This window comes from Pseudoalteromonas sp. SWYJZ12, from assembly GCF_015864395.1.
In the GTDB taxonomy this organism is placed as follows: domain Bacteria; phylum Pseudomonadota; class Gammaproteobacteria; order Enterobacterales; family Alteromonadaceae; genus Pseudoalteromonas; species Pseudoalteromonas arctica.
The window spans coordinates 1-22,016 of record NZ_JADYXH010000019.1 but is presented as its reverse complement, the minus strand read 5'-3'; the positions used below and the strand labels follow the sequence as shown (position 1 = coordinate 22,016).

At 39.3% G+C, this 22,016-nt stretch carries 19 protein-coding genes and 2 tRNA genes; 16 read left to right on the top strand and 5 right to left on the bottom strand.

All coding sequences use genetic code 11. The features are described from left to right. The first annotated feature begins 25 nt into the window (after nt 1-25). From truA to purF, 6 genes are all read left to right on the top strand, one after another. Nucleotides 26-823 carry a tRNA pseudouridine(38-40) synthase TruA gene (gene truA / locus I6F42_RS16435; protein WP_007584098.1) on the top strand — a complete coding sequence of 266 codons (798 nt, stop codon included), beginning with the start codon at nt 26-28 and terminating at the stop codon, nt 821-823. A gap of 140 nt (nt 824-963) precedes the next feature. Continuing rightward, on the top strand, nt 964-1,839 hold the full coding sequence (gene accD, locus I6F42_RS16430) for an acetyl-CoA carboxylase, carboxyltransferase subunit beta (RefSeq protein ID WP_007376856.1): 876 nt from the start codon (nt 964-966) through the stop codon (nt 1,837-1,839). Nucleotides 1,840-1,864: 25 nt separating this feature from the next. After that, a complete protein-coding gene (folC, locus tag I6F42_RS16425) occupies nt 1,865-3,130 on the top strand; it encodes a bifunctional tetrahydrofolate synthase/dihydrofolate synthase (RefSeq protein WP_197152831.1) in 1,266 nt (421 codons plus the stop codon). 11 nt (nt 3,131-3,141) lie between these two features. Beyond that, a complete protein-coding gene (locus I6F42_RS16420) occupies nt 3,142-3,783 on the top strand; it encodes an SPOR domain-containing protein (protein ID WP_024590975.1) in 642 nt (213 codons plus the stop codon). Between the two features lie 194 nt (nt 3,784-3,977). Next, entirely contained in the window at nt 3,978-4,472 is a 495-nt protein-coding gene (locus I6F42_RS16415; protein WP_007376853.1) for a CvpA family protein, read from the top strand. Nucleotides 4,473-4,490: 18 nt separating this feature from the next. Next, a complete protein-coding gene (gene purF / locus I6F42_RS16410; RefSeq protein WP_007580920.1) occupies nt 4,491-6,017 on the top strand; it encodes an amidophosphoribosyltransferase in 1,527 nt (508 codons plus the stop codon). 116 nt (nt 6,018-6,133) lie between these two features. Here purF and I6F42_RS16405 read toward each other — a convergent pair whose 3' ends face one another. Beyond that, a complete protein-coding gene (locus I6F42_RS16405; RefSeq protein WP_007580923.1) occupies nt 6,134-6,733 on the bottom strand; it encodes a Yip1 family protein in 600 nt (199 codons plus the stop codon). Between the two features lie 206 nt (nt 6,734-6,939). On the opposite strand from I6F42_RS16405, the gene miaE reads away from it, so the two are divergent. Then, nucleotides 6,940-7,707 carry a tRNA isopentenyl-2-thiomethyl-A-37 hydroxylase MiaE gene (gene miaE, locus I6F42_RS16400; protein ID WP_024608612.1) on the top strand — a complete coding sequence of 256 codons (768 nt, stop codon included), beginning with the start codon at nt 6,940-6,942 and terminating at the stop codon, nt 7,705-7,707. Here miaE and I6F42_RS16395 read toward each other — a convergent pair. From I6F42_RS16395 to I6F42_RS16385, 3 genes are all read right to left on the bottom strand, one after another. Further along, entirely contained in the window at nt 7,704-8,489 is a 786-nt protein-coding gene (locus I6F42_RS16395; RefSeq protein WP_197152830.1) for an ABC transporter substrate-binding protein, read from the bottom strand. The genes miaE and I6F42_RS16395 overlap by 4 nt on opposite strands. A gap of 54 nt (nt 8,490-8,543) precedes the next feature. Beyond that, complete coding sequence (locus I6F42_RS16390; RefSeq protein ID WP_197152828.1) at nt 8,544-9,281, bottom strand: UDP-2,3-diacylglucosamine diphosphatase; 738 nt, start codon at nt 9,279-9,281, stop codon at nt 8,544-8,546. Between the two features lie 87 nt (nt 9,282-9,368). Next, nucleotides 9,369-9,860, bottom strand: coding sequence for a peptidylprolyl isomerase (locus I6F42_RS16385; RefSeq protein WP_007580931.1), 492 nt, complete (start codon nt 9,858-9,860; stop codon nt 9,369-9,371). A 155-nt stretch (nt 9,861-10,015) separates the two neighbouring features. Between I6F42_RS16385 and cysS the strand changes: the two genes are divergently transcribed. Then, on the top strand, nt 10,016-11,395 hold the full coding sequence (gene cysS, locus I6F42_RS16380) for a cysteine--tRNA ligase (protein ID WP_024592761.1): 1,380 nt from the start codon (nt 10,016-10,018) through the stop codon (nt 11,393-11,395). 72 nt (nt 11,396-11,467) lie between these two features. Here cysS and folD read toward each other — a convergent pair whose 3' ends face one another. Beyond that, entirely contained in the window at nt 11,468-12,322 is an 855-nt protein-coding gene (gene folD, locus I6F42_RS16375) for a bifunctional methylenetetrahydrofolate dehydrogenase/methenyltetrahydrofolate cyclohydrolase FolD (RefSeq protein WP_002958348.1), read from the bottom strand. A 352-nt stretch (nt 12,323-12,674) separates the two neighbouring features. Between folD and I6F42_RS16370 the strand changes: the two genes are divergently transcribed. The 8 genes from I6F42_RS16370 (at nt 12,675) to I6F42_RS16335 (ending at nt 21,850) form a co-directional block, all read left to right on the top strand. Continuing rightward, nucleotides 12,675-12,751: transfer RNA gene (locus I6F42_RS16370), tRNA-Pro, on the top strand. A 70-nt stretch (nt 12,752-12,821) separates the two neighbouring features. Beyond that, nucleotides 12,822-12,898, top strand: a tRNA-Pro gene (locus I6F42_RS16365). Between the two features lie 378 nt (nt 12,899-13,276). Beyond that, entirely contained in the window at nt 13,277-14,581 is a 1,305-nt protein-coding gene (tig, locus tag I6F42_RS16360) for a trigger factor (RefSeq protein ID WP_007580935.1), read from the top strand. A 164-nt stretch (nt 14,582-14,745) separates the two neighbouring features. Further along, on the top strand, nt 14,746-15,363 hold the full coding sequence (gene clpP, locus I6F42_RS16355; RefSeq protein ID WP_007580937.1) for an ATP-dependent Clp endopeptidase proteolytic subunit ClpP: 618 nt from the start codon (nt 14,746-14,748) through the stop codon (nt 15,361-15,363). Between the two features lie 135 nt (nt 15,364-15,498). Next, on the top strand, nt 15,499-16,782 hold the full coding sequence (gene clpX / locus I6F42_RS16350; RefSeq protein WP_002958344.1) for an ATP-dependent protease ATP-binding subunit ClpX: 1,284 nt from the start codon (nt 15,499-15,501) through the stop codon (nt 16,780-16,782). Between the two features lie 151 nt (nt 16,783-16,933). Next, nucleotides 16,934-19,303: an endopeptidase La gene (gene lon, locus I6F42_RS16345; RefSeq protein WP_197152826.1), complete on the top strand. Its 2,370-nt coding sequence runs from the start codon at nt 16,934-16,936 to the stop codon at nt 19,301-19,303. A gap of 183 nt (nt 19,304-19,486) precedes the next feature. After that, nucleotides 19,487-19,777 (top strand): HU family DNA-binding protein, encoded by a 291-nt coding sequence (locus I6F42_RS16340; protein ID WP_157823336.1) that lies wholly within the window; start codon nt 19,487-19,489, stop codon nt 19,775-19,777. Nucleotides 19,778-19,948: 171 nt separating this feature from the next. After that, on the top strand, nt 19,949-21,850 hold the full coding sequence (locus I6F42_RS16335) for a SurA N-terminal domain-containing protein (RefSeq protein ID WP_197116710.1): 1,902 nt from the start codon (nt 19,949-19,951) through the stop codon (nt 21,848-21,850). The last annotated feature ends 166 nt before the right edge of the window (nt 21,851-22,016 follow it).

Genomic DNA, 22,016 nt, shown 5'->3' with positions numbered 1-22,016 from the left:
TAGCACAGTAGGTAAAACGGTAATTATGCGAGTAGCACTTGGAGTTGAATACAACGGCGCACGTTATAGTGGTTGGCAGCGTCAATCACATGTAAATAGCGTACAGCAAGAAGTAGAAAAAGCGTTGTCGCGTATTTGTAATCATCCTGTTGAAGTTATATGTGCAGGGCGTACAGATGCTGGTGTGCACGGTACAGGCCAAGTAATACACTTTGAAACGCAAGCCGATCGCGATATGGTCGCATTTACACTAGGTATGAATACTTTAATGCCTAAAGATATTGCTATTCGCTTTGCCCAACCGGTTGCTGATGACTTTCATGCCCGTTTTAGTGCTACAGCTCGTCGTTATCGCTATGTTATTTATAACTCCCCTCTACGAGGTGCGGTATTAAACGAGGGTGTTACGCATTTTCATCATCATCTTGATGAAACAAAGATGCAAGAGGCGTGTCAGTACTTAATAGGTAAACACGATTTCACCTCTTTTAGAGCGATACATTGCCAAGCGAATACACCGACAAGAACAATTCATCATCTGTCGGTACAGCGCCAAGGTACTTACGTTATTATTGATATTAAAGCGAATGCATTTTTACATCACATGGTACGTAATATCACAGGCAGCTTAATGGATGTTGGTTTACATAAACAACAACCTATATGGATAAAAGAGCTACTTGATTGTAAAGAACGCGCAAAGGCCAGTGCTACCGCTAAGGCTGCTGGTTTGTATTTAGTGGATGTTGACTACCCTGAGCAATTTAATATTCCTCAAACACCTTTAGGCCCTTTATTTTTGCCTGATATAGATGTGGTATAAGTACTTTTTATGAGCACTTTTAACTACTAAGACCAGTTTTTTATACCGCGTTAGTGTAATTCATGTTTTAATTGAAAAAATTTGTCTGCTAATTGCTATTAGCAGGCTCGCGACACAGAACAGTATTAAGAGAGTTGCAAATGAGTTGGCTAGAAAAAATCTTACCTAAAACGACAAAATCATCAGGTCGTAAAGAAATCCCAGAAGGTGTTTGGGCTAAGTGTACATCGTGTGATTCAATTTTATATAAAGCTGAATTAGAAAAGTCATTAAACGTATGTCCTAAGTGTGACCATCACATGCGTGTTAGTGGCCGTAAGCGCCTAGAGCACTTTTTAGATGAAGGTGATCGTCAAGAGCTTGGTACACAACATGAGCCTAAAGACATTCTTAAGTTTAAAGATTCTAAAAAGTACTCTGACCGTATCAGTGCAGCCCAAAAAGCAAGTGGTGAAAAAGATGCACTTGTAGCTATGAAAGGCCGATTAAAAGGTATTCCAGTGGCAGCGGTAGCATTTGAGTTCTCATTTATGGGTGGTTCAATGGCTTCTGTTGTTGGCGCTCGCTTTGTTGATGCTGTTGATCAATGTTTAGAGCATAACATGCCGCTTATTTGTTTTTCTGCATCAGGCGGAGCACGTATGCAAGAAGCGCTTATGTCGCTTATGCAAATGGCTAAAACAAGTGCTGCACTTGCAAAAATGACGGAAAAAGGTCTTCCATTTATTTCAGTAATGACCGACCCGACAATGGGTGGTGTATCTGCATCACTTGCTATGCTGGGTGATATTAACGTTGCTGAACCTAAAGCGTTAATTGGTTTTGCAGGTCCTCGTGTTATTGAGCAGACTGTTCGCGAAACATTACCTGAAGGTTTTCAGCGTAGTGAATTTTTGCTAGAACATGGTGCAATTGACATGATTATTGACCGCCGTGAAATGCGCGATACCCTTGCACGCATTTTAGCTAAATTTATGAACTTGCCTTCTACGGAACAAGAGCATAGAGTAGCGTAAATTTCAGCTTTACTGATTACACGCTATGACAAAAACAATTCCTAGCCAATCATCAAGCCTTGATGATTGGCTTTTTTATTTAGAAAGTGTTCACCCCGCTAACATTGCAATGGGCCTAGAACGAGTTGCTAATGTTGCCAACAATATTGGCCTTTTAAACACTCCAAGTAAAATTATTCTTATTGCCGGTACAAACGGTAAGGGCACCACTGCACGTTGCTTAGAGTCGCTATTGCTAGCGCAAGGTTTTAGCGTGGGTACTTACGCATCTCCTCATTTAATTCGTTATAACGAGCGTGTACGAGTTAATGGCGAAGAACTGGCAGACCAATTTCATATAGATGCTTTTCACCAGCTTGAGCAAGGCCGTAAAGACACTCCTTTGACTTATTTTGAATATGGTACTTTGGGTGCGTTGGCAATTTTTAAACGCTGTAAGGTCGATTATGTATTACTAGAGGTTGGTCTAGGCGGGCGCTTTGATGCTACAAATATAGTAACTCCCTTTGCAAGCGTGATCACCACTATCGATTTAGATCATAAAGAGTACCTAGGTGATACACGAGAGTTAGTGGCTTATGATAAAGCCGGTATTTTTCGTGAAAACACGCCTGCTATTATAGGGGATTTAAATATTCCTCACACAATGACTGATTACGGCAAAGAAATTAATGCCAATATGACGTTGTCGGGCAGTGACTTTATTTTCAAAGAGAATGCTGAGAGCTTTAATTGGCAATATAAAGAGCATAATCTTGTAATAGATAAGCCAGCAATACCGTGTCAAAATGCAGCAACGGCGTTAACTGCGCTAAGTGTTTTAAGCTTATTACCAAGTGAGCAAGTCATACGAAGTTGCCTCGCTAATTTAGTTGTAGAAGGGCGGTTTCAGCAGTTAAGCGCTGAGCCTTTAGTCTTTACCGATGTAGCACATAACCCTGAGTCGGCGCGTTATTTAGCCAATAAGTTATCAAGCTATAAAGATAAAGGCTTTAAAATTCATGCATTAGCCGCTATGCTTGCTGATAAAGATAAAGTGGGTGTACTTAAAGAAGTAAGTCACTTGGTCGATGAGTGGTCATTAGCGAACTTAAGTGGTCCGCGAGGCGACACTGCAAGTAATTTACAAAATGCGCTGCAGGGTATATCTCATCATAATACTATCAATAGCTATGATAGTGTGGCACAGGCACTGAGTGTAATTTTACCAAAACAACAAAGTGATACTATGTTGATTGTATTTGGTTCATTTTTTACAGTGGCCGGCGCTATTAATTACTTTAAAAAATAGAGAGGATGTCGGTGAACTCAAGTTTTATTAATCGCTTAGTCGGAACAAGTATAGTAGTGATCGCAGCAATTGTGTTTATCCCTAATATACTCGATGGCGAAAAAGTGCATTATAAAGAAGGCTTTAAAGCGATACCTGATCGCCCTGAGTTCAAAACAATCGATCTTCAAGAGTCAATTGATGAAAACATGGCTAATGCTGAGCCACTAAAACAAGATGAAATTGAAGATATTCAAGCTGACGATGAAGCTTTTGAGCAGCAAAACGCTATGGATGAGAGTGACTACGCTGTAGAGAATAAAGTTGTTGAAGCGACTATTGAACCCAAAGCTACACCGATCACTAAGGCACCGGTTCAGGCTAAACCAAAACCTATTGCGCCTCGTAAAAGTGATGAAAACCTAACAAGTATGGCTTACGTTATTCAATTAGGTAGTTTTTCACATGTTGCAAATGTAAAAGCATTACAGGCTAAATTAAAAGTTGAAGGGTTTAAAACGTTTACTAAACCGATTAAAACCCCAAATGGGACGTTAACCAAGGTATTTGTTGGTCCTTCGCTTGATAAAAATGAATTACAAAAGCAGCTTCCCCAGCTGAAAGAGCTTACTAAATTAAATGGTAAAGTTACGCAATACGAAGTAACAAAATAATTATAAAAGGCTTGTATCACAAGCCTTTTTTTATTTATTTATATTTGTTTTTATCATTATCTTTATCTCACAATACCCATTCTATAATGTTAATTTTTTGTATTGACTACAACCCAGTAATCTCCCGTTTAAACTTGCATACTAACGATGTTTGGGTATAGAATGCGCCCCAAATTAGCGACTAATTGGTTCTTATGATCTGGGTTGATTACGCCATTATTGGCATCATTGCATTGTCTACCATCATCGGTTTAATACGCGGCTTTGTAAAAGAAGCAATGTCATTAGCGGTATGGGCTGGCGCCTTTATCATCTCTAGCTTATTTTACCAATATTTAGCTTCCTTCCTAACAACCATTTCTGAACCCCTTTTAAGAAATGCTGCGGCCATAGCCATATTATTCTTTGCGACGCTACTGTTAGGCGGTTTACTAAACTATATTTTAGGTGAGCTTGTACATCGTACTGGTTTATCGGGTACCGACCGTGTCTTTGGCATAGTGTTTGGTGCTCTACGAGGCGTGTTGGTCGTGAGCGCGTTACTCTTCTTTCTTGATGCTTTTACTGGTGCACCCAATACGCACTGGTGGGGCAATTCTATTTTGATTCCAGAATTTGGCTTTGTTGTTGAATGGTTCTTTTCGTACCTAGAAAACAACTCGAGCTTTTTAAATTCAGTAAACCGTTAATCGGCGAGGATAAATTACATGTGTGGTATCGTTGGAATAGTCGGAACATCCCCTGTGAATCAGGCGATTTATGATGGCTTAACTGTTTTGCAGCACCGTGGTCAAGATGCCGCGGGTATCATTACCATTGAGAATAATACGTTTAGCTTACGCAAAGCAAATGGCTTAGTGAAAGATGCCTTTCACACACGTCATATGAAACGACTACAAGGTACAATTGGTCTTGGCCATGTGCGCTATCCTACAGCAGGATCTTCAAGCTCATCTGAAGCACAGCCTTTTTATGTTAACTCACCGTTTGGTATAGCACTTGCCCATAATGGCAACCTTACTAATGCAGAAGCTTTAAAAGAGCAGTTATTCTCAGAAGCACGTCGTCACGTTAATACAACATCAGACTCTGAAATTTTACTTAATATCATGGCACATGAATTAAGCAAATCTGATAAGTTGCATTTAGACCCTGAAGATATTTTTACTGCGGTAACCGAAGTAAACAATAAAGTAAGCGGTGGTTATGCAACTATTGCTATGATTATCGGCCACGGCATTGTTGCTTTTCGCGACCCTAATGGTATTCGCCCACTTGTATTTGGTAAACGCGAAACCGAAAAAGGTACTGAGTACATGTTTGCCTCAGAAAGCGTTGCGTTGAAACCGGACGGTTTTGAGTTTGTACGTGATGTAGCCCCTGGTGAAGCTATATATGTTACAGAAGAAGGTGAATTCCATTCACTTAGTTGTGCTGATAAGGCATCTTACTCGCCGTGTATTTTTGAATTTGTTTATTTTGCTCGCCCTGACTCAACAATAGACCGTATGTCTGTGTACGCAACACGCGTAAACATGGGGACTAAACTAGGCGAAAAAATTGCACGTGAATGGGCTGACAAAGATATTGATGTAGTTATCCCAATCCCAGAAACTTCATGTGATGTAGCACTGGAAATCGCACGTGTACTTGATTTACCGTATCGCCAAGGTTTTGTTAAAAACCGTTATATTGGTCGTACATTTATCATGCCTGGCCAAGAGATGCGTAAAAAATCAGTGCGTCAAAAGCTAAACGCAATTGATCGCGAGTTTAAAGGTAAAAACGTATTATTGGTTGATGACTCAATTGTTCGTGGTACAACATCAGCACAAATTGTTGAAATGGCCCGAGAGTCTGGCGCTAAAAACGTTTACTTTGCATCAGCGGCACCTGAAATACGCTTCCCTAATGTGTACGGTATTGATATGCCTTCAGCAGCTGAGCTTATTGCTCACGGACGTGAAGTAGAAGATATTAATGCAAGTATTGGTTCTGACGGTTTAATCTTTCAATCGTTAAAAGATTTAATTGCTGCGGTTAGCCAAGAAAATCCTGAAATTACTAAGTTTGAAACTTCAGTATTTGATGGCCAATATATTACAGGCGATATTGATCAAAACTATTTAAATCGTATTGATAAGCTACGTAACGATTCAGCAAAAAGCACCCGCGAAAGTGCGATGTCTTCAGGTTTAGAAATACACAACCAAGACGAAAATGAAGCTGATTAATGATTAGTTAATAAAAAGTCGTTACACAAAAAAAAGGAGCTAATTAGCTCCTTTTTTGCGAAGGAAAGAAAGGGAACATTTCTATCAAACATGACTCTTTTTTTAGGTGAAATTTATTAAGTAAACATTGGGCTAACAATCCCATTTGTCCAAAGCATAGCTGTTACAGCTAAAATAATAACCAGTAATATTAATCCACACGTTACCACCGAGCTGGCGTAAATAAAGCCACGCTCTTCTGGGATATGCATAAGTATTGGTACGCCGGTGTAGAGTAAATAAACCGAGTAAGCCAGTGCAATAATTCCAATACACACTACAAACCAAAGTACAGGCCAAAAAGCGGCGAGTGCCGACATAAACACTGGTGTTGCAGTATATGCTGCAAGTTCAAGTGTTTGTGTAAATGTAGGTTTAGAGCCAAATGTAACCGCCATCCAATGGGCTAAATACGCCAATGCAAAAACACCCGCTATTAAAGCAAAATACATTGCACCTGCAATTAGCAGTGCACTATCGTGCGTTAAAAATACGGGATTGCCTGCACCTATACTCCATCCTAAATAAACAGATGAGTAGTAGCCCATTATTGAAGGAAATAAAGCAATCAGTAAAATATGCGACAAACTATAGGTTAAACTTTCATGGCGATTATCTATTGTTTGCCATTCTTCAAGTGGGTGAGCATAGATGCCCCAGAGGTGATTTAGTATCATAGTACTTACTCCATAAAAGGAACGTATTATTGTTTTGGTTGGTTTATTTTTATACAGTCTATGTACAGTTATGGTTCACTTATTTTGCAAAGTCAAGTTAACTCGTTATTAACATTTAGACGCAGATAAGGGCTTTGATTTATCCCAAGCAAAATTTCGTGTTAAAATAACGGTCTATCAAATTTATTTAGTAATGAGCAGTCAACGTGCCACATAGCCAACTTTTAGAGCCGATTAATAACTTTTTATTGTGTACCACCCCAGAGCAATGGGTGGAGCAAGCAATTAAAAAAGAAAACTTATCAGTCATTTTAATAGATCACTTAATTTGTGAATTGAAAGCAGCTCAAAGTGCGATGTTTTTAATACGTAAATACGCGGTAGATAAAGAGGGTAGTGATGCATTACTCGAGTGGCTAAAGCCATTTGAAACGCTTATTTATAAACGAGAAGGGAATTGGCGCGATCTGGCTGCTAAAAATAAACTCACTAAATCAATAATTCCTAAATCGAGTTCTCCATACGGGCAAGGTCTAATCGATAAAATGGTTTTGCTGATAAAAGAAGAGCTGCATCATTTTTATCAAGTGCTCGAAATTATGGACGAGTACGGTGTTGAGTATCAAAGTATTACACCATGTCGTTACGCAAAAGGCATGCTTCGTCATGTTAAAACGTTCGAGCCCGATGCATTAGTCGATAAGCTAATAGTAGGCGCTTATATTGAGGCGCGTTCGTGTGAGCGTTTTGCAAAGCTTGCACCGCATGTTGACAAACGTTTAGGTGATTTTTATATTTCGTTGTTACGTTCAGAAGCGCGTCATTACCAAGATTATTTAACTTTAGCGCAAGAAATTGCTGATTTTGATATTACCGAACGCGTAAACTTTTTTGGTGAAAAAGAAAAAGAGCTAATTTCTACAACCGATACTGATTTTAAATTTCACAGCGGTGTTCCAATAGCGCAAAGCTAATTTTCTTTTAAGAAATTAATATACTCTGCTATTTTCTGATTGCTGAAATTATGTTTTTTCATAATTTTAGCAATGCGTCCATTTTTAGTTATTATATCAATTCCTCTATTAAATTTTTGTAAGTATTCTTTGGCTCTATAATTTGATTTAGAGACAACTAAATATAGTTTATGAGAAGCAAGATCTGGCGATAAGTACTCAATATTATTATCATCTGAATCTTCGGTTTTAGTGTGTTCAAGCCAATAATTTCCAACCTCTTTAGTACCCGCGACTAAATCAATACGCCCTTGTTGTAGTAAATATAAGCTTGTAGGAAGGCTTTTAGTGGACGTTATTGCCAGCTCCCTATTTCTAGCAAACTCTTGGCTTACAAAGGCATTGTCTTCTGTGCCAATACTATAAGGTGTTAATGATTGAACTGTACCGTCGAAATTAATAACACTCTCTTTTCGTTTGAAAACTCCTGAGTGAGCAACTGCAAGTGGACGAGAGTAGTAAAAAACTTCATTTCTTTTTAATGAATAAAAAGCACCTAAAATAGCGGTTTTTCTGTTTTTTTCTAATAGCTTTAAAGCGCGATCCCATGTCGTGAATTCTGGTTCGCTATTAATACCTTGCGTTTTAAGAGCTGATTCGGCTATTTCATATAGCCAGCCATTACTAGGTAGGTTTTCGCTAAAATAGGGAGGATAGTTTTCTGTAACAATTTGCCATGTTTGCTTGCTAAATACTTGTGTAGGAATGGCAATTACTACGATGAAAATTAACAGCTTAATCATTCAACCTCTCACTATTATTCATATATATAGATAAATAATAGTCAGAATTTTAAATTATGCGAAAGGCGTGCTAATTAATTCTTGTGATTGAGGGGTAACGACTAAATAAGAGCCTTGGGTATACCAGTCACCTAGCACTGTGCGAGTAAGTGTTTGTTCATTAACTTTATACGTATGAACATTAGGGCGGTGAGTATGACCATGAATCATATTTGTAACGTTATGTTTGGCAAAGGTGGCAAGTACAGCCTCATCGACAACGTCTAAAATTTCGATAGGTTTATCAGCTTGGCTTAACTTACTTTTTTCGCGGGCATTACGCGCTATTTTTTTACGATACCAAAGCGGCATTGCAAGCATCAACTTTGGCCACCACCAACCACGGCTCTTTTTACGAAAGTTTTGATATTCAGTGTCTTGAGTGCACATTTCGTCGCCATGTAAAATAACGGTAGGCGTGCCATATAAATCAATGACTGTTTGTTCATCGAGTAATGTCATTGCGGCCATGTCGGCATATTGCTTGCGCATAATGAAATCACGATTGCCATGTATAAAATAAACAGGTGTGCCACCATCATTAACGGCGTTTAAATGTTTTGCTACATCGGCACTCAGTGCAGTAATGTAGTCATCTCCAACCCATACTTCAAAAAAATCACCCAAAATATAAAGTGCATCTACATCTTTATTTAATATATGTGTTTTTAAAAAGTCAAAAAATGCAGCGCTAATGTCGGGGCGGTTTTCGCTTAGGTGTAAATCTGCAATAAAGTAAGTTTGGCGAGTCATAGGTCAGTCTATTCTAGTTTTAAAAAAACGGGCATATACTAATAGTATACACCCGCTTATATACTCACATAATATGAGTAAACGTTACTAGTTAACAGTAACGCTTTCGATAATCACATCTTCAAGAGGTACGTCTTGGTGAAAACCAGTACTACCTGTTGCAACTGCTTTAATCTTATTTACTACGTCCATGCCTTCTACTACTTCAGCAAAAACACAATAACCCCAACCTTGCGATGTTTCGCTGCTGTGGTTTAAAAAGTCGTTGTTGTTCACGTTAATGAAAAACTGTGCTGTAGCTGAATGAGGATCAGGTGTACGTGCCATAGCTAAAGTGCCTACTTTATTAGACAGGCCATTATTAGCTTCATTCTGAATTGGGTCGTTTACTTCTTTTTGTTCCATACCTGGAACAAAACCACCGCCTTGAACCATAAAACCATCGATTACACGATGAAAGATAGTGCCGTTGAAAAAATCAGCATTTGCATACTCTAAAAAGTTTTTAACTGTGTTTGGAGCTTCTTGCTCAAACATTTTAATGGTGATATCACCAAAATTAGTGTGTAGAACAACCATGTGTTTTCCTATATCCGGTTTAAATATTGGCGCTATTTTATCGTAGTTGGCTAAGATTAACAAAGTAGATGTTTGGTTTGTTATAAAGCGCTAGAGCAGGGGCTTTTCAAGTGGTAACATAACTGTTCAAGTAAATAGTCAAGGACTCAAAGTAAATGGTAAATATATACAACACACTCACGCGACAAAAAGAGCAATTTAAACCTATGGTCGAAGGAAAAATCGACATGTATGTGTGTGGTATCACCATTTATGATTACTGCCATATTGGACACGCTCGTACTTTTGTAGGTTTTGACGTAATTGTGCGCTACTTACGCCATATTGGTTACGATTTAAAATATGTACGTAACATTACAGATATCGACGATAAAATAATTAAACGTGCGAACGAAAATGGTGAGTCAATAAACGACTTAACTGTGCGCATGACTAAAGCGATGCATGAAGATTTTGATAGCCTAAATATGCTACGCCCAGATATTGAGCCAACAGTTACAAGCCATATGGATGAAATTATCGTTATGGTTAAGCGCTTGATTGAAAAAGGCCATGCCTATGTTGCAGCCGACGGCGATGTTTTGTTTGATGTATCAACGTTTGAGCAATACGGTGCACTTTCTCAGCAAGATTTAACTATGCTGCAATCAGGTTCTCGCGTTGAAGTGGCGCAAGATAAAGACGATCCACTTGATTTTGTGTTATGGAAAAAAGCAAAAGCAGGTGAACCATCATGGTCATCACCTTGGGGTGAAGGGCGTCCGGGTTGGCATATTGAATGTTCGGCAATGAGCTCAAAGCACTTAGGTGAGCATTTTGATATTCACGGTGGGGGGTCTGATTTACAGTTCCCACATCATGAAAACGAAATTGCCCAATCGTGCTGTGCAAACAACGGCAAGTATGTAAATACATGGATACATACTGGCATGGTTCAAGTAAACAAAGAAAAAATGTCTAAGTCGTTAGATAACTTCTTTACAGTGCGTGAAGTTTTAAAAGCATACGATCCTGAATCTGTTCGTTACTTTTTAATTTCAGGTCATTACCGCAGCCAACTTAATTATTCACAAGAAAATTTAGACCAAGCGCGTTCATCACTTGAGCGCATTTATACAGCGCTTCGTGATGTCGAACCGGTAGAGTGCGATTTAGAAGGTAATGAGTTTGTTGCTAAATTTAGAAAAGCAATGAATGACGACTTTAATACACCAGAAGCACTACCTGTGTTGTTCGAACTTGCTAAAGAATTAAACCGCGTAAAAGAAAGTGACGCAGTTCAAGCTGGGCAACTTGCGTTTATATTACGCAGTATTGGTAACGTTTTAGGGGTTGCTCAACAAGCACCAGAAGCTTTTTTACAAGGCGGGCAAGATGACGACGAAGTTGCGACAATTGAAGCATTAATTGTAAAACGTAATGAAGCACGTACGAGTAAAAACTGGGCTGCTGCTGATGAAGCACGTGATGCGCTTAATGCGTTAGGTGTAATACTTGAAGATTCAGCCGGTAAAACAACGTGGCGTAAAGCGTAAGCGTTTAAAGTAATACACGTTAAACAAAAAAAGGGTTGCCAAATGGCAACCCTTTTTTTGTTTTTTAACAGCTTAGCTGTGATATTTCTCACACGCTTCAAGTGTGTTTTCAATTAAGCTCGCGACCGTCATCGGGCCAACGCCACCTGGTACAGGTGTAATAAAATGCGCTTTTTGTTCAGCCACACTGTATTGAACATCACCAACTAATTTACCCGTGTCTAAACGGTTAATGCCTACATCGATGACTATAGCGCCTTCTTTTATCCAATCTCCAGGTATAAATTCAGGTTTACCTACAGCCACAACTAATAAGTCAGCGCGGCGAACATGCGTTTCTAAGTCTTGAGTAAACTTATGGCATACTGTGGTAGTACAACCCGCTAATAAAAGCTCTAGCGACATTGGACGACCAACAATATTTGACGCGCCAACGACAACTGCATGCATCCCTTTATAACGTACACCCGTTGAATCAAGTAATGTAATAATACCTTTAGGGGTACATGGACGAAGGGCAGGCATACGCTGTGCTAATCGACCAATGTTATATGGATGAAATCCATCAACATCTTTATGTGGGGTAATGCGTTCTAAAATCTTTTCAGCATCAAGACCTTTTGGCAGTGGTAACTGCACTAAAATTCCATCAACTTCGGCATCATTATTTAGCTCGTCAATTAAATCTAAAAGAGTTTGCTCTTGCGTGTCTGCTGGTAAATCAAATGATTTGGAGATAAAACCTACTTCTTCACAGGCTTTACGTTTTGAACCAACATAAACTTGGCTTGCTGGATCAAGTCCTACAAGTACTACTGCAAGTCCTGGTGCACGTAAACCATTTGCTACACGTTCACTTACGCGTTCTGCTACAGCGCTACGTACTTGTTTTGCGATTGCCTTACCATCAATGATGTTTGCCGTCATGGGTGACCTTTAATTGGGGTTAATTAACTAGATACCGATACTCTAAAAACGAATGCATAATAAAATAGGGGTAAAAATGCTAATAAAGAAAACATACTCTTTATTTAACTCGTTTTATAATGTGCCTACTATTTTCGCAGAAAAGCATAGCAGCGCCAAGTTGCTTTTAATGTATATAACATTTGAGTTATTAAATAGTTTAAATTTCAGCCTACTATTGTAATATTTAACCATTGTGCACTAAAAATGAGCACTTGATTGGTTTTATTAAAAAAACGTTTGACCTAACCCCGTCAAATCACTATTATGCACCCCGTTGTCAACGAGGTCACTCGCTAACAATAATAAGTTTCGGCGATTAGCGCAGTTTGGTAGCGCACTTGGTTTGGGTCCAAGGGGTCGCAGGTTCAAATCCTGCATCGCCGACCATTTTCTTAAAATGGTCTTAAACTCTCAGTTTAAGTGTTCAGTATGAAAAAAGAAGTTAACTCTTCAATGTCGGCGATTAGCGCAGTTTGGTAGCGCACTTGGTTTGGGTCCAAGGGGTCGCAGGTTCAAATCCTGCATCGCCGACCATTTTCTTATCTAATAAGAATAATAAGTAAATTCCTCTAAGTTATAAATCTAAATCTGTTAGCCTATAATTCTATTAAATAATTTCTACTTTAATCCATTCAATGCCTAGTTAGCCTGTTTTTTATTCAGTTAGTCTCTATAGTCCCTTATCTAGTCCAAATAATTGCCCCCTATACTCGACTATCATAAATATTAGGTTATAATGCCGCGTCTATTGTTTAACATAGTGCCCGAAGGGCAAAGCAGCAATGGTATCTCATGGTAGCGACGGATGCTTTTAAGTGTGAAAAACCGCTTAAACTTTATCAAGACTCATGCAGATCACTTTGTTTGTAAAGGAAGGCGAACAGTCGCCAAAATTGAATATTGAGGTAAATCATGCAAGTTTCTGTTGAGACGACCCAAGGCCTTGAGCGCCGTATAACTATCACCGTTCCTTCAGAGAACGTTGAGACCGAAGTAAAAAAACGCCTACAACAACTGTCAAAAACACAGCGTATAGATGGTTTCCGTGCTGGTAAAGTTCCAGTATCTGTAATTAACAAGCGTTTTGGCCCTGCAGTTCGTCAAGAAGTTGCTGGCGAAGTAATGCAACGTAATTACATTGAAGCAATCGTTTCTGAAAAAATCAATCCAGCTGGCGCGCCTACATTCGCACCTAAATCACTTGAAGCAGGTAAAGATTTAGAATTCTCAGCAACGTTTGAAGTTTACCCTGAAGTTGAAGTTCAAGGTTTAGATAAAATTACTGTTGAGAAACCAGCGGTAACAGTGACTGACGAAGATTTAGCTAACATGCTAGAAACACTTCGTAAGCAACACGCAGCTTGGGCTGATGTTGATGCAGCTGCTGGCGAAAACGACCGTGTAACAGTTGATTTCGTAGGTACTATCGACGGTGAAGTATTTGAAGGCGGCAAAGCTGAAGACTTCCCATTAGAACTTGGCCAAGGTCGTATGATCCCAGGTTTTGAAGATAACATCGTAGGTAAAAAAGCAGGCGAAGAAGTAGTTGCTGATGTAACTTTCCCTGATGATTACCACGCTGAAAACTTAAAAGGTAAAGCGGCTCAATTCACTATCACAGTGAAAAAAGTTGAAGCGCAAGAATTACCAGAATTAAGCGAAGAGTTTGCAACTAAATTCGGTGTTACCGAAGGCGGCGTAGACGCGCTTAAAGAAGAAGTTAAAAAGAACATGACACGTGAGCTAGACCAAGCGGTTAAAGCAAGCGTTAAAGACCAAGCAATCAAAGGTCTTTTAGCTAACAACGAAATCGAAGTGCCTAAAGCACTTGTTGATCAAGAAGTTGATGCTCTACGTCAGCAAGCAGCTCAACGTTTTGGCGGCGACGCTCAAAACATGCCAGAGCTTCCAGCTGAATTGTTCCACGAGCAAGCTGTAACACGTGTTAAAACTGGCCTTTTATTAGGTGAAGTGATTAAAGCTAACGAGATTAAAGTTGATGACGCTAAAGTTGAAGCATTAATCGCAACGGTAGCTTCTGCATACGAAGATCCAACTGAAGTAGTAGAATACTACAAAGGTAATGATCAACTTATGCAGCAAATGCGTAATGTAGCAATGGAAGAGCAAGCTGTTGAAGCTATTTTAGCTAAAGCAGTTGTTACTGATGTTGAAAAAGCATTTGATGACATCATGAATCCACAGCAAGGTGCTTAATAAGTCATTGACTTAAGCTCTCGCTAACGATTAAATGGCTCGTGCTACTCTGTTTATACAGCGTGCCCGGGCCATTTTAGTTTTTGGCTCTAAATTTGCGAAAAACGATAACTATGCTTCCTTATAATAAGGATAAGTATAAGCGCATAAGGAATTAAATAAGTATGAATACTGGTATTACAGATCCCCTAAATGCATTGGTCCCAATGGTTGTTGAACAAACACCGAAAGGCGAGCGCTCGTATGATATTTATTCGAGATTATTAAAAGAGCGTATTATCTTTTTAACAGGTCAAGTTGAAGACAACATGGCAAATCTGATTTTAGCGCAAATGCTATTTTTAGAATCAGAAAATCCTGATAAAGATATCTTTTTATACATCAACTCACCAGGTGGTTCAGTAACTGCGGGTATGGCTATTTACGACACAATGAACTTCATCAAACCAGATGTAAGTACAATATGTGTAGGTCAAGCTGCAAGCATGGGTGCTTTTTTACTTACTGCTGGCGCTAAAGGTAAGCGTTTTTGCCTACCAAACTCACGTGTGATGATTCACCAACCATTAGGTGGTTTCCAAGGTCAAGCATCTGACTTTGAAATACATGCTAAAGAAATTCTGTCTATTAAAGATAAGCTTAACCGCTTAATGGCTGAGCATACAGGCCAACCATTAGATATTATCTCTAAAGACACAGATCGTGATAACTTTATGAGTGCCACGCAAGCTGTAGATTACGGCTTGGTAGACTCTGTGTTTACAAATCGCGACAAAAAGTAAGCGCTTGGCGAGCAGGATTGCCTGTTTGCCACTTTGAGTTACTATGCGAAAACCAATAAATTTTGGTATAGTTAAAGCGTATTGAAATAGCCGCCAACAGTTTTGGTGGCCAACGTAATAAAATGAGGTAGCTGAATGTCTGACACTCCTACAGACGGCGACAAAAGTAATAAATTGTTATACTGCTCTTTTTGTGGCAAAAGCCAACATGAAGTGCGTAAATTAATTGCAGGCCCTTCAGTATACGTTTGTGATGAATGTGTAGAGTTGTGTAACGATATTATCAGGGAAGAGATCAAAGACATTGCTCCTAAGCATGATACGTCTGACAAACTACCTGTACCAAAAGAAATTCGTAAACACTTAGACGATTATGTTATTGGTCAAGATCATGCTAAAAAAGTATTGTCTGTTGCCGTTTATAACCATTATAAACGCCTACGTAACCAATCGACTAAGCAAGACATTGAATTAAGTAAAAGTAATATTTTGCTTATCGGCCCAACAGGTAGTGGTAAAACATTACTTGCAGAAACATTAGCGCGTCTACTTGATGTGCCGTTTACTATGGCCGATGCCACTACATTAACCGAAGCAGGTTATGTAGGTGAAGATGTTGAAAACATCATTCAAAAGCTTTTACAAAAATGCGATTACGATGTTGAAAAAGCGCAACGTGGCATTGTTTACATTGATGAAATTGACAAAATTTCTCGTAAATCAGATAACCCGTCAATTACACGTGATGTATCGGGCGAGGGCGTTCAACAGGCGCTACTTAAACTGATTGAAGGCACCGTTGCTTCTGTTCCACCGCAAGGTGGTCGTAAACATCCACAACAAGAGTTTTTACAAGTAGATACATCTAAAATCTTGTTTATTTGTGGTGGTGCATTTTCAGGCCTAGATAAAGTAATTGAGCAACGTAGCCATAAAAATACCGGTATCGGTTTTGGCGTTAGCGTAAAAGAATCTGCGGCGAGTCGTTCTTTAAGTGAAACTTTTAAAGACGTAGAACCAGAAGATTTAGTTAAATACGGCTTAATTCCTGAGTTTATAGGTCGTTTGCCAGTAGTTGCTACGTTAACAGAACTTGACGAAGCTGCTCTTGTGCAAATATTGAGTGAACCTAAAAACGCGATTACTAAACAGTTCTCAGTATTGTTTGGTATGGAAGACGTTGAACTTGAGTTTCGCGATGATGCCTTAGCTGCAATTGCCCATAAAGCAATGGAGCGTAAAACAGGTGCACGTGGTCTTCGTTCAATCGTTGAAGGTGTGTTACTTGATACTATGTACGAACTTCCTTCAATGGATGACGTAAGCAAAGTGGTTATTGATGAAACCGTTATTAAAGGTGAGTCAGACCCAATCTTGATTTATGAAAATAATAAACAAGATAAAGCTGCATCAGAATAGTTTTTAAGCTATTTGAATGAAAAAAGGAGCCTTAGGCTCCTTTTTTTATAATTAATTTAATCGAGTATGGGAAAATTGTTGAACTTTAATTAGGTTATCCCCATATACTTGAGTAATCTTTAAAATAAATGAAGTGCGAAGAGAAACTATAATGACGCTTGAGAGAACCGACCGAGTCGAAATCCCAGTCCTTGCACTGCGCGATGTTGTGGTATACCCGCACATGGTGATCCCGCTTTTTGTTGGCCGTGAAAAATCAATAAAATGCCTAGAAGCGGCAATGGACAAAGACAAACAAATTTTCTTGGTTGCACAAAAAGATGCAACTGTAGATGAACCAGAGCAAGATGATATTTATCGTATCGGTACTATTGCCACTGTACTTCAGTTATTAAAATTACCAGACGGTACAGTTAAAGTTTTAGTTGAAGGTACACAGCGCGCACAAATTGAAGAATTTGTAGATAACGATGACTTTTTTGTTGCTAATGCTCAATTTATTGAATCTGATTCGGTAGATGATAAAGAACAAGATATTTTTATTCGTAGCGCAATTAGCCAGTTTGAAGGCTATGTAAAGCTAAACAAAAAAATTCCACCTGAAGTACTAACTTCAGTTTCAGGTATTGATGAGCCAGCACGCCTTGCCGACACAATGGCAGCCCATATGCCGCTTAAAGTACCTGAAAAGCAAAAAGTGCTCGAAATTTCAAGCGTTACAGAACGTCTTGAATATTTAATGGCATTAATGGAAGGCGAAATAGACTTACTGCAAGTTGAGAAGAAAATTCGTACTCGCGTTAAAAAGCAGATGGAAAAGTCTCAGCGCGAGTATTACCTCAATGAACAAATGAAAGCCATTCAAAAAGAGCTGGGTGAGCTTGACGATGTACCTGATGAATTTGAAGCACTTAAAAAACGCATCGAAGAATCGGGTATGCCAGCAGAGGCACAAGACAAAGCGACGACAGAGCTTAATAAGCTTAAGATGATGTCGCCAATGTCTGCAGAAGCGACTGTAGTGCGTTCATACATTGACACATTAATTAATGTGCCATGGAAAAAACGCTCTAAAGTGAAAAAAGACTTAGCGGGCGCGCAAAAAATTCTTGATAGCGATCACCACGGCTTAGATAAAGTAAAAGAACGCATTATTGAGTATCTCGCAGTACAACAGCGTACTAATAAGCTTAAAGGGCCAATTTTATGTTTAGTTGGGCCACCAGGTGTTGGTAAAACATCGCTTGGGCAATCTATAGCGCGTTCAACTGGTCGTAAGTATGTTCGTATGGCGCTTGGCGGCGTACGTGATGAAGCTGAGATCCGTGGTCATCGTCGTACATACATTGGTTCAATGCCAGGTAAGCTAATTCAAAACATGACAAAAGTGGGCGTTAAAAATCCATTATTTTTGTTAGATGAAATCGATAAAATGTCATCAGACATGCGTGGCGACCCAGCATCAGCACTATTAGAAGTGCTTGATCCTGAGCAAAACAGCCACTTTGCCGATCATTACCTTGAAGTAGATTACGATTTATCTGATGTTATGTTTGTAGCAACATCAAACAGCTTTAACATTCCTGGCCCATTATTGGACCGTATGGAAGTTATTCGTTTATCGGGTTACACCGAAGATGAAAAGCTAAACATTGCAAAAGAGCACTTAATTACTAAACAAGTAAAACGTAACGGCTTAAAAGAGTCTGAAATAGTTATCGAAGATAGTGCAATTATTGGCATTATTCGTTACTACACACGTGAAGCGGGTGTACGTAACCTAGAGCGCGAAATTTCAAAACTATGCCGTAAAGCAGTTAAAAATATCTTACTTGAAAAAGACACTAAAACAGTGACTATCAATCAAGATAACCTAGAAGACTTTTTAGGTGTGCAACGCTTTGATTATGGTAAAGCTGAAGATGGCGACCGTATTGGTCAAGTTACAGGTTTAGCATGGACAGAAGTTGGCGGTGATTTGCTAACAATCGAATGTGCGGCTGTACCAGGTAAAGGTAAACTTACTTATACCGGTTCACTGGGCGATGTGATGCAAGAGTCGATTCAAGCGGCAATGACGGTAGTACGTAATCGCGCAGATACATTTCGTATTAATAGCGACTTTTACGAAAAACGTGATATTCACGTTCACGTACCAGAGGGCGCAACACCGAAAGATGGTCCTAGTGCGGGCGCAGCAATGGTAACAGGTCTTGTATCTAGCTTAACGGGTAACCCTGTACGAGCAGATGTTGCAATGACCGGTGAAATTACGCTACGTGGTGAAGTACTTCCTATTGGTGGCTTAAAAGAGAAATTATTGGCGGCGCATCGTGGTGGAATTAAAACAGTCATCATTCCAAAAATTAACGAACGTGACTTAAAAGAGATTCCAGAGAACGTGCTGGCAGGTCTTGATATTCACCCAGTTACTTGGATTGACGAGGTGTTAAAGCTTGCTTTAGTGCATCCTGTTGAGAGTTTTTCGGTCGAAACACCTAAAAACCAAGAAAAAAGCTAAAAAAAGTGCTTTTTAGGGCTTTTCAAATCTAAACGGTATGATAAGTTAAGCACTGGTTTTCAAGCCTAGCCCTTATGGGGCGTAGGCTTAAGAAAAATATAATCATGTGAGCATTAAAAGTTTGCTCTACAATTTTCAAAAAAGTGATGTTAGTTTAAAAAACCATCGCTCTTGATAATAACAATGAAAGAGGATGATATTGTGAATAAATCTCAATTAATCGATCAAATCGCAGCTGATGCTGACATTTCTAAAGCGGCTGCAGGTCGTGCACTAGATTCATTCATCGAATCTGTATCTGGCGCGCTAAAAGAAGGCGACTCAGTTGCACTTGTTGGTTTTGGTACTTTCTCAGTACGTGACCGTGCTGCACGTTCAGGCCGTAACCCGCAAACTGGTGAAACAATCCAAATTGCTGCTGCAACTATTCCTGCTTTTAAAGCCGGTAAAGCGCTTAAAGACGCAGTAAACTAATCACTGTTTTAAACACATTAGTTATGGCGAGTGTAAAGTTACTGATTCACCACAACAGATGAATTAAGTAACTTTACCGCCAGTTACTTCAAGTGAAAAAGCGTATCTGGTAAGATACGCTTTTTTTACATGTGACAAGGTAAAATACCTTGATCAAAAAGAGATAAACAAATGCTTGAGAAAATCAGAGAAGGTTCGCAAGGACCTGTAGCCAAAATAATTTTAGGCGCGGTGATTTTATCTTTTGCCTTAGCAGGGATCGGTAGTTACTTAGGTCAAACCACAGAACAACCCGTTGCTGAAGTAAATGGAATTAAAATTAGTCAAACCGATTTTAACCGTGCTTACCAAAATGAACGTAGCCGTTTAGAGCAACAATTTGGTGAATATTTCACACAAATTGCCGCTGATCCAAATTACATGGCGCAAATTCGCCAAGGTGTAGTTGACCGCTTAGTACAACAAGAATTGCAATCACAGCTAGCGGCTGATTTAGGCCTTCGCGTAAGCGACGAAAGTGTACGTAAAACAATTTTAGAACTACCGTACTTTCAAATTGGTGAAAAGTTTAATAACGATCGTTACTTACAAGTAATTCGTCAAATGAACTTTCAACCAGATGCTTTTCGTGAATACTTACGTAAAGATATGACACGTAGTCAGGTAGTATCTGCTGTTGCAGGTACAGACTTTGCCCTAGAGAGCGAGCTTAAAAGCGCAATTGCTCTGCAGCAGCAAACTCGTAGTATTGACTACTTAGTCATTAATAAAGAAGCGCTTGCCGCGGACGTAGAAGTATCAGAGCAAGAAGTGTCTGATTACTACGAGCTAAACGCATCACAATTTTTATCTCCAGAGCTTATTTCAGTAAGTTATATTGAGCTTAAAGCAGCAGATATTAATGTTGAATCGGTAACCGAGGATGACGTTAAAGCGTATTACGAGCAAAACAAAGCGCAGTACATAGAACCTGAAAAGCGTCGCGTATCACATATCTTAATTGATAACAGTGAAGACGATGATGCAGCAAAAGAAAAAGCCAATGCACTTCATGCACAACTAGAGCAAGGTGCAGACTTTGCTGAGTTAGCACAATCATCATCTGACGATATCGTTAGTGGCGAAATGGGCGGCGACCTTGAATGGATTGAACGTGACGTAATGGACCCTGCATTTGAAGATGCGACTTTCGCACTGCAAAACAAAGGTGACATTTCTGAGGTTGTTGCTTCTGAGTTTGGTTATCACATAATTAAACTTACAGACATTCAACCACAACAAGTTAAAGCGTATGACGATGTTAAAGCTGACTTACGTGCTGAATTAGAACAAGCTGAAAAAGTAGATGCGTTTTACGAAAAGCAAACAGAAATGGGCGCACTTGCATTTGAAATTTCAGACCGCTTAGACGACGCTGCAGAAGTTGCTGAAGTGGAAGTTAAATCTACACCTCTTTTAGCACTTAATGCTCTACCAGAGCCTTTAAACAGCCCTGCAGTTGTAACAGCACTAACATCAGTTGATTTACTTGAAGATAAAGTAAACTCTGAAGTGATTGAGCTTGGTGAGGAGCATGCAATTATTGTTCGTATTAACGAGCATAAACCTGCTGCTACTAAAGCGCTGGATGAAGTAAGCGAGCAAATTAAAGCGCGTTTAGTTAATGAAAAATCGTCTGAGCTTGCTAAAGAAAAAGCGCGTAGCTTATTTGCAGAAGTACAAGCAGGTAAGAGCTTAAACGATGTAGCAAACGAGCAAAGCTTGACGGTTCGTCAAGAAGCGCAGTTAACACGTCAAAGCTACACTGTTTCACCTGCTATTGTGACTCAAGCATTTAAAATGGCTCACCCAGCAGATTCTGCGGTAGTTGAGCTTGTTAATTTAAATAATGGTGATGCAGCAATTGTTGCGCTTAAGTCGGTAACAGATGCACAAGTTGCAGCTAATATTGATCCTCAAGCAAAACAAAGCATTACTATGGCGCAAGCTAATAAAAACTACATGGTATTTATTGAAGCGCTTAAAGCCAATGCTGAACTTAACTTACCAACGGCTACACAAACTGTTGAATAATTAATTTTAGCTCATAAAGAAAGGCGCTTTTAAAGCTGTCTCTTGATCACAAGTCTGACTCAAGAGATTTTGCTAAATCGTAGCCTTCCAGGATGGCTTGTAACTTAAGCCATCCTTGCCATAACACTTTCACAGATGCACGCCCTGTGCGCTTGGTATCTTTCCA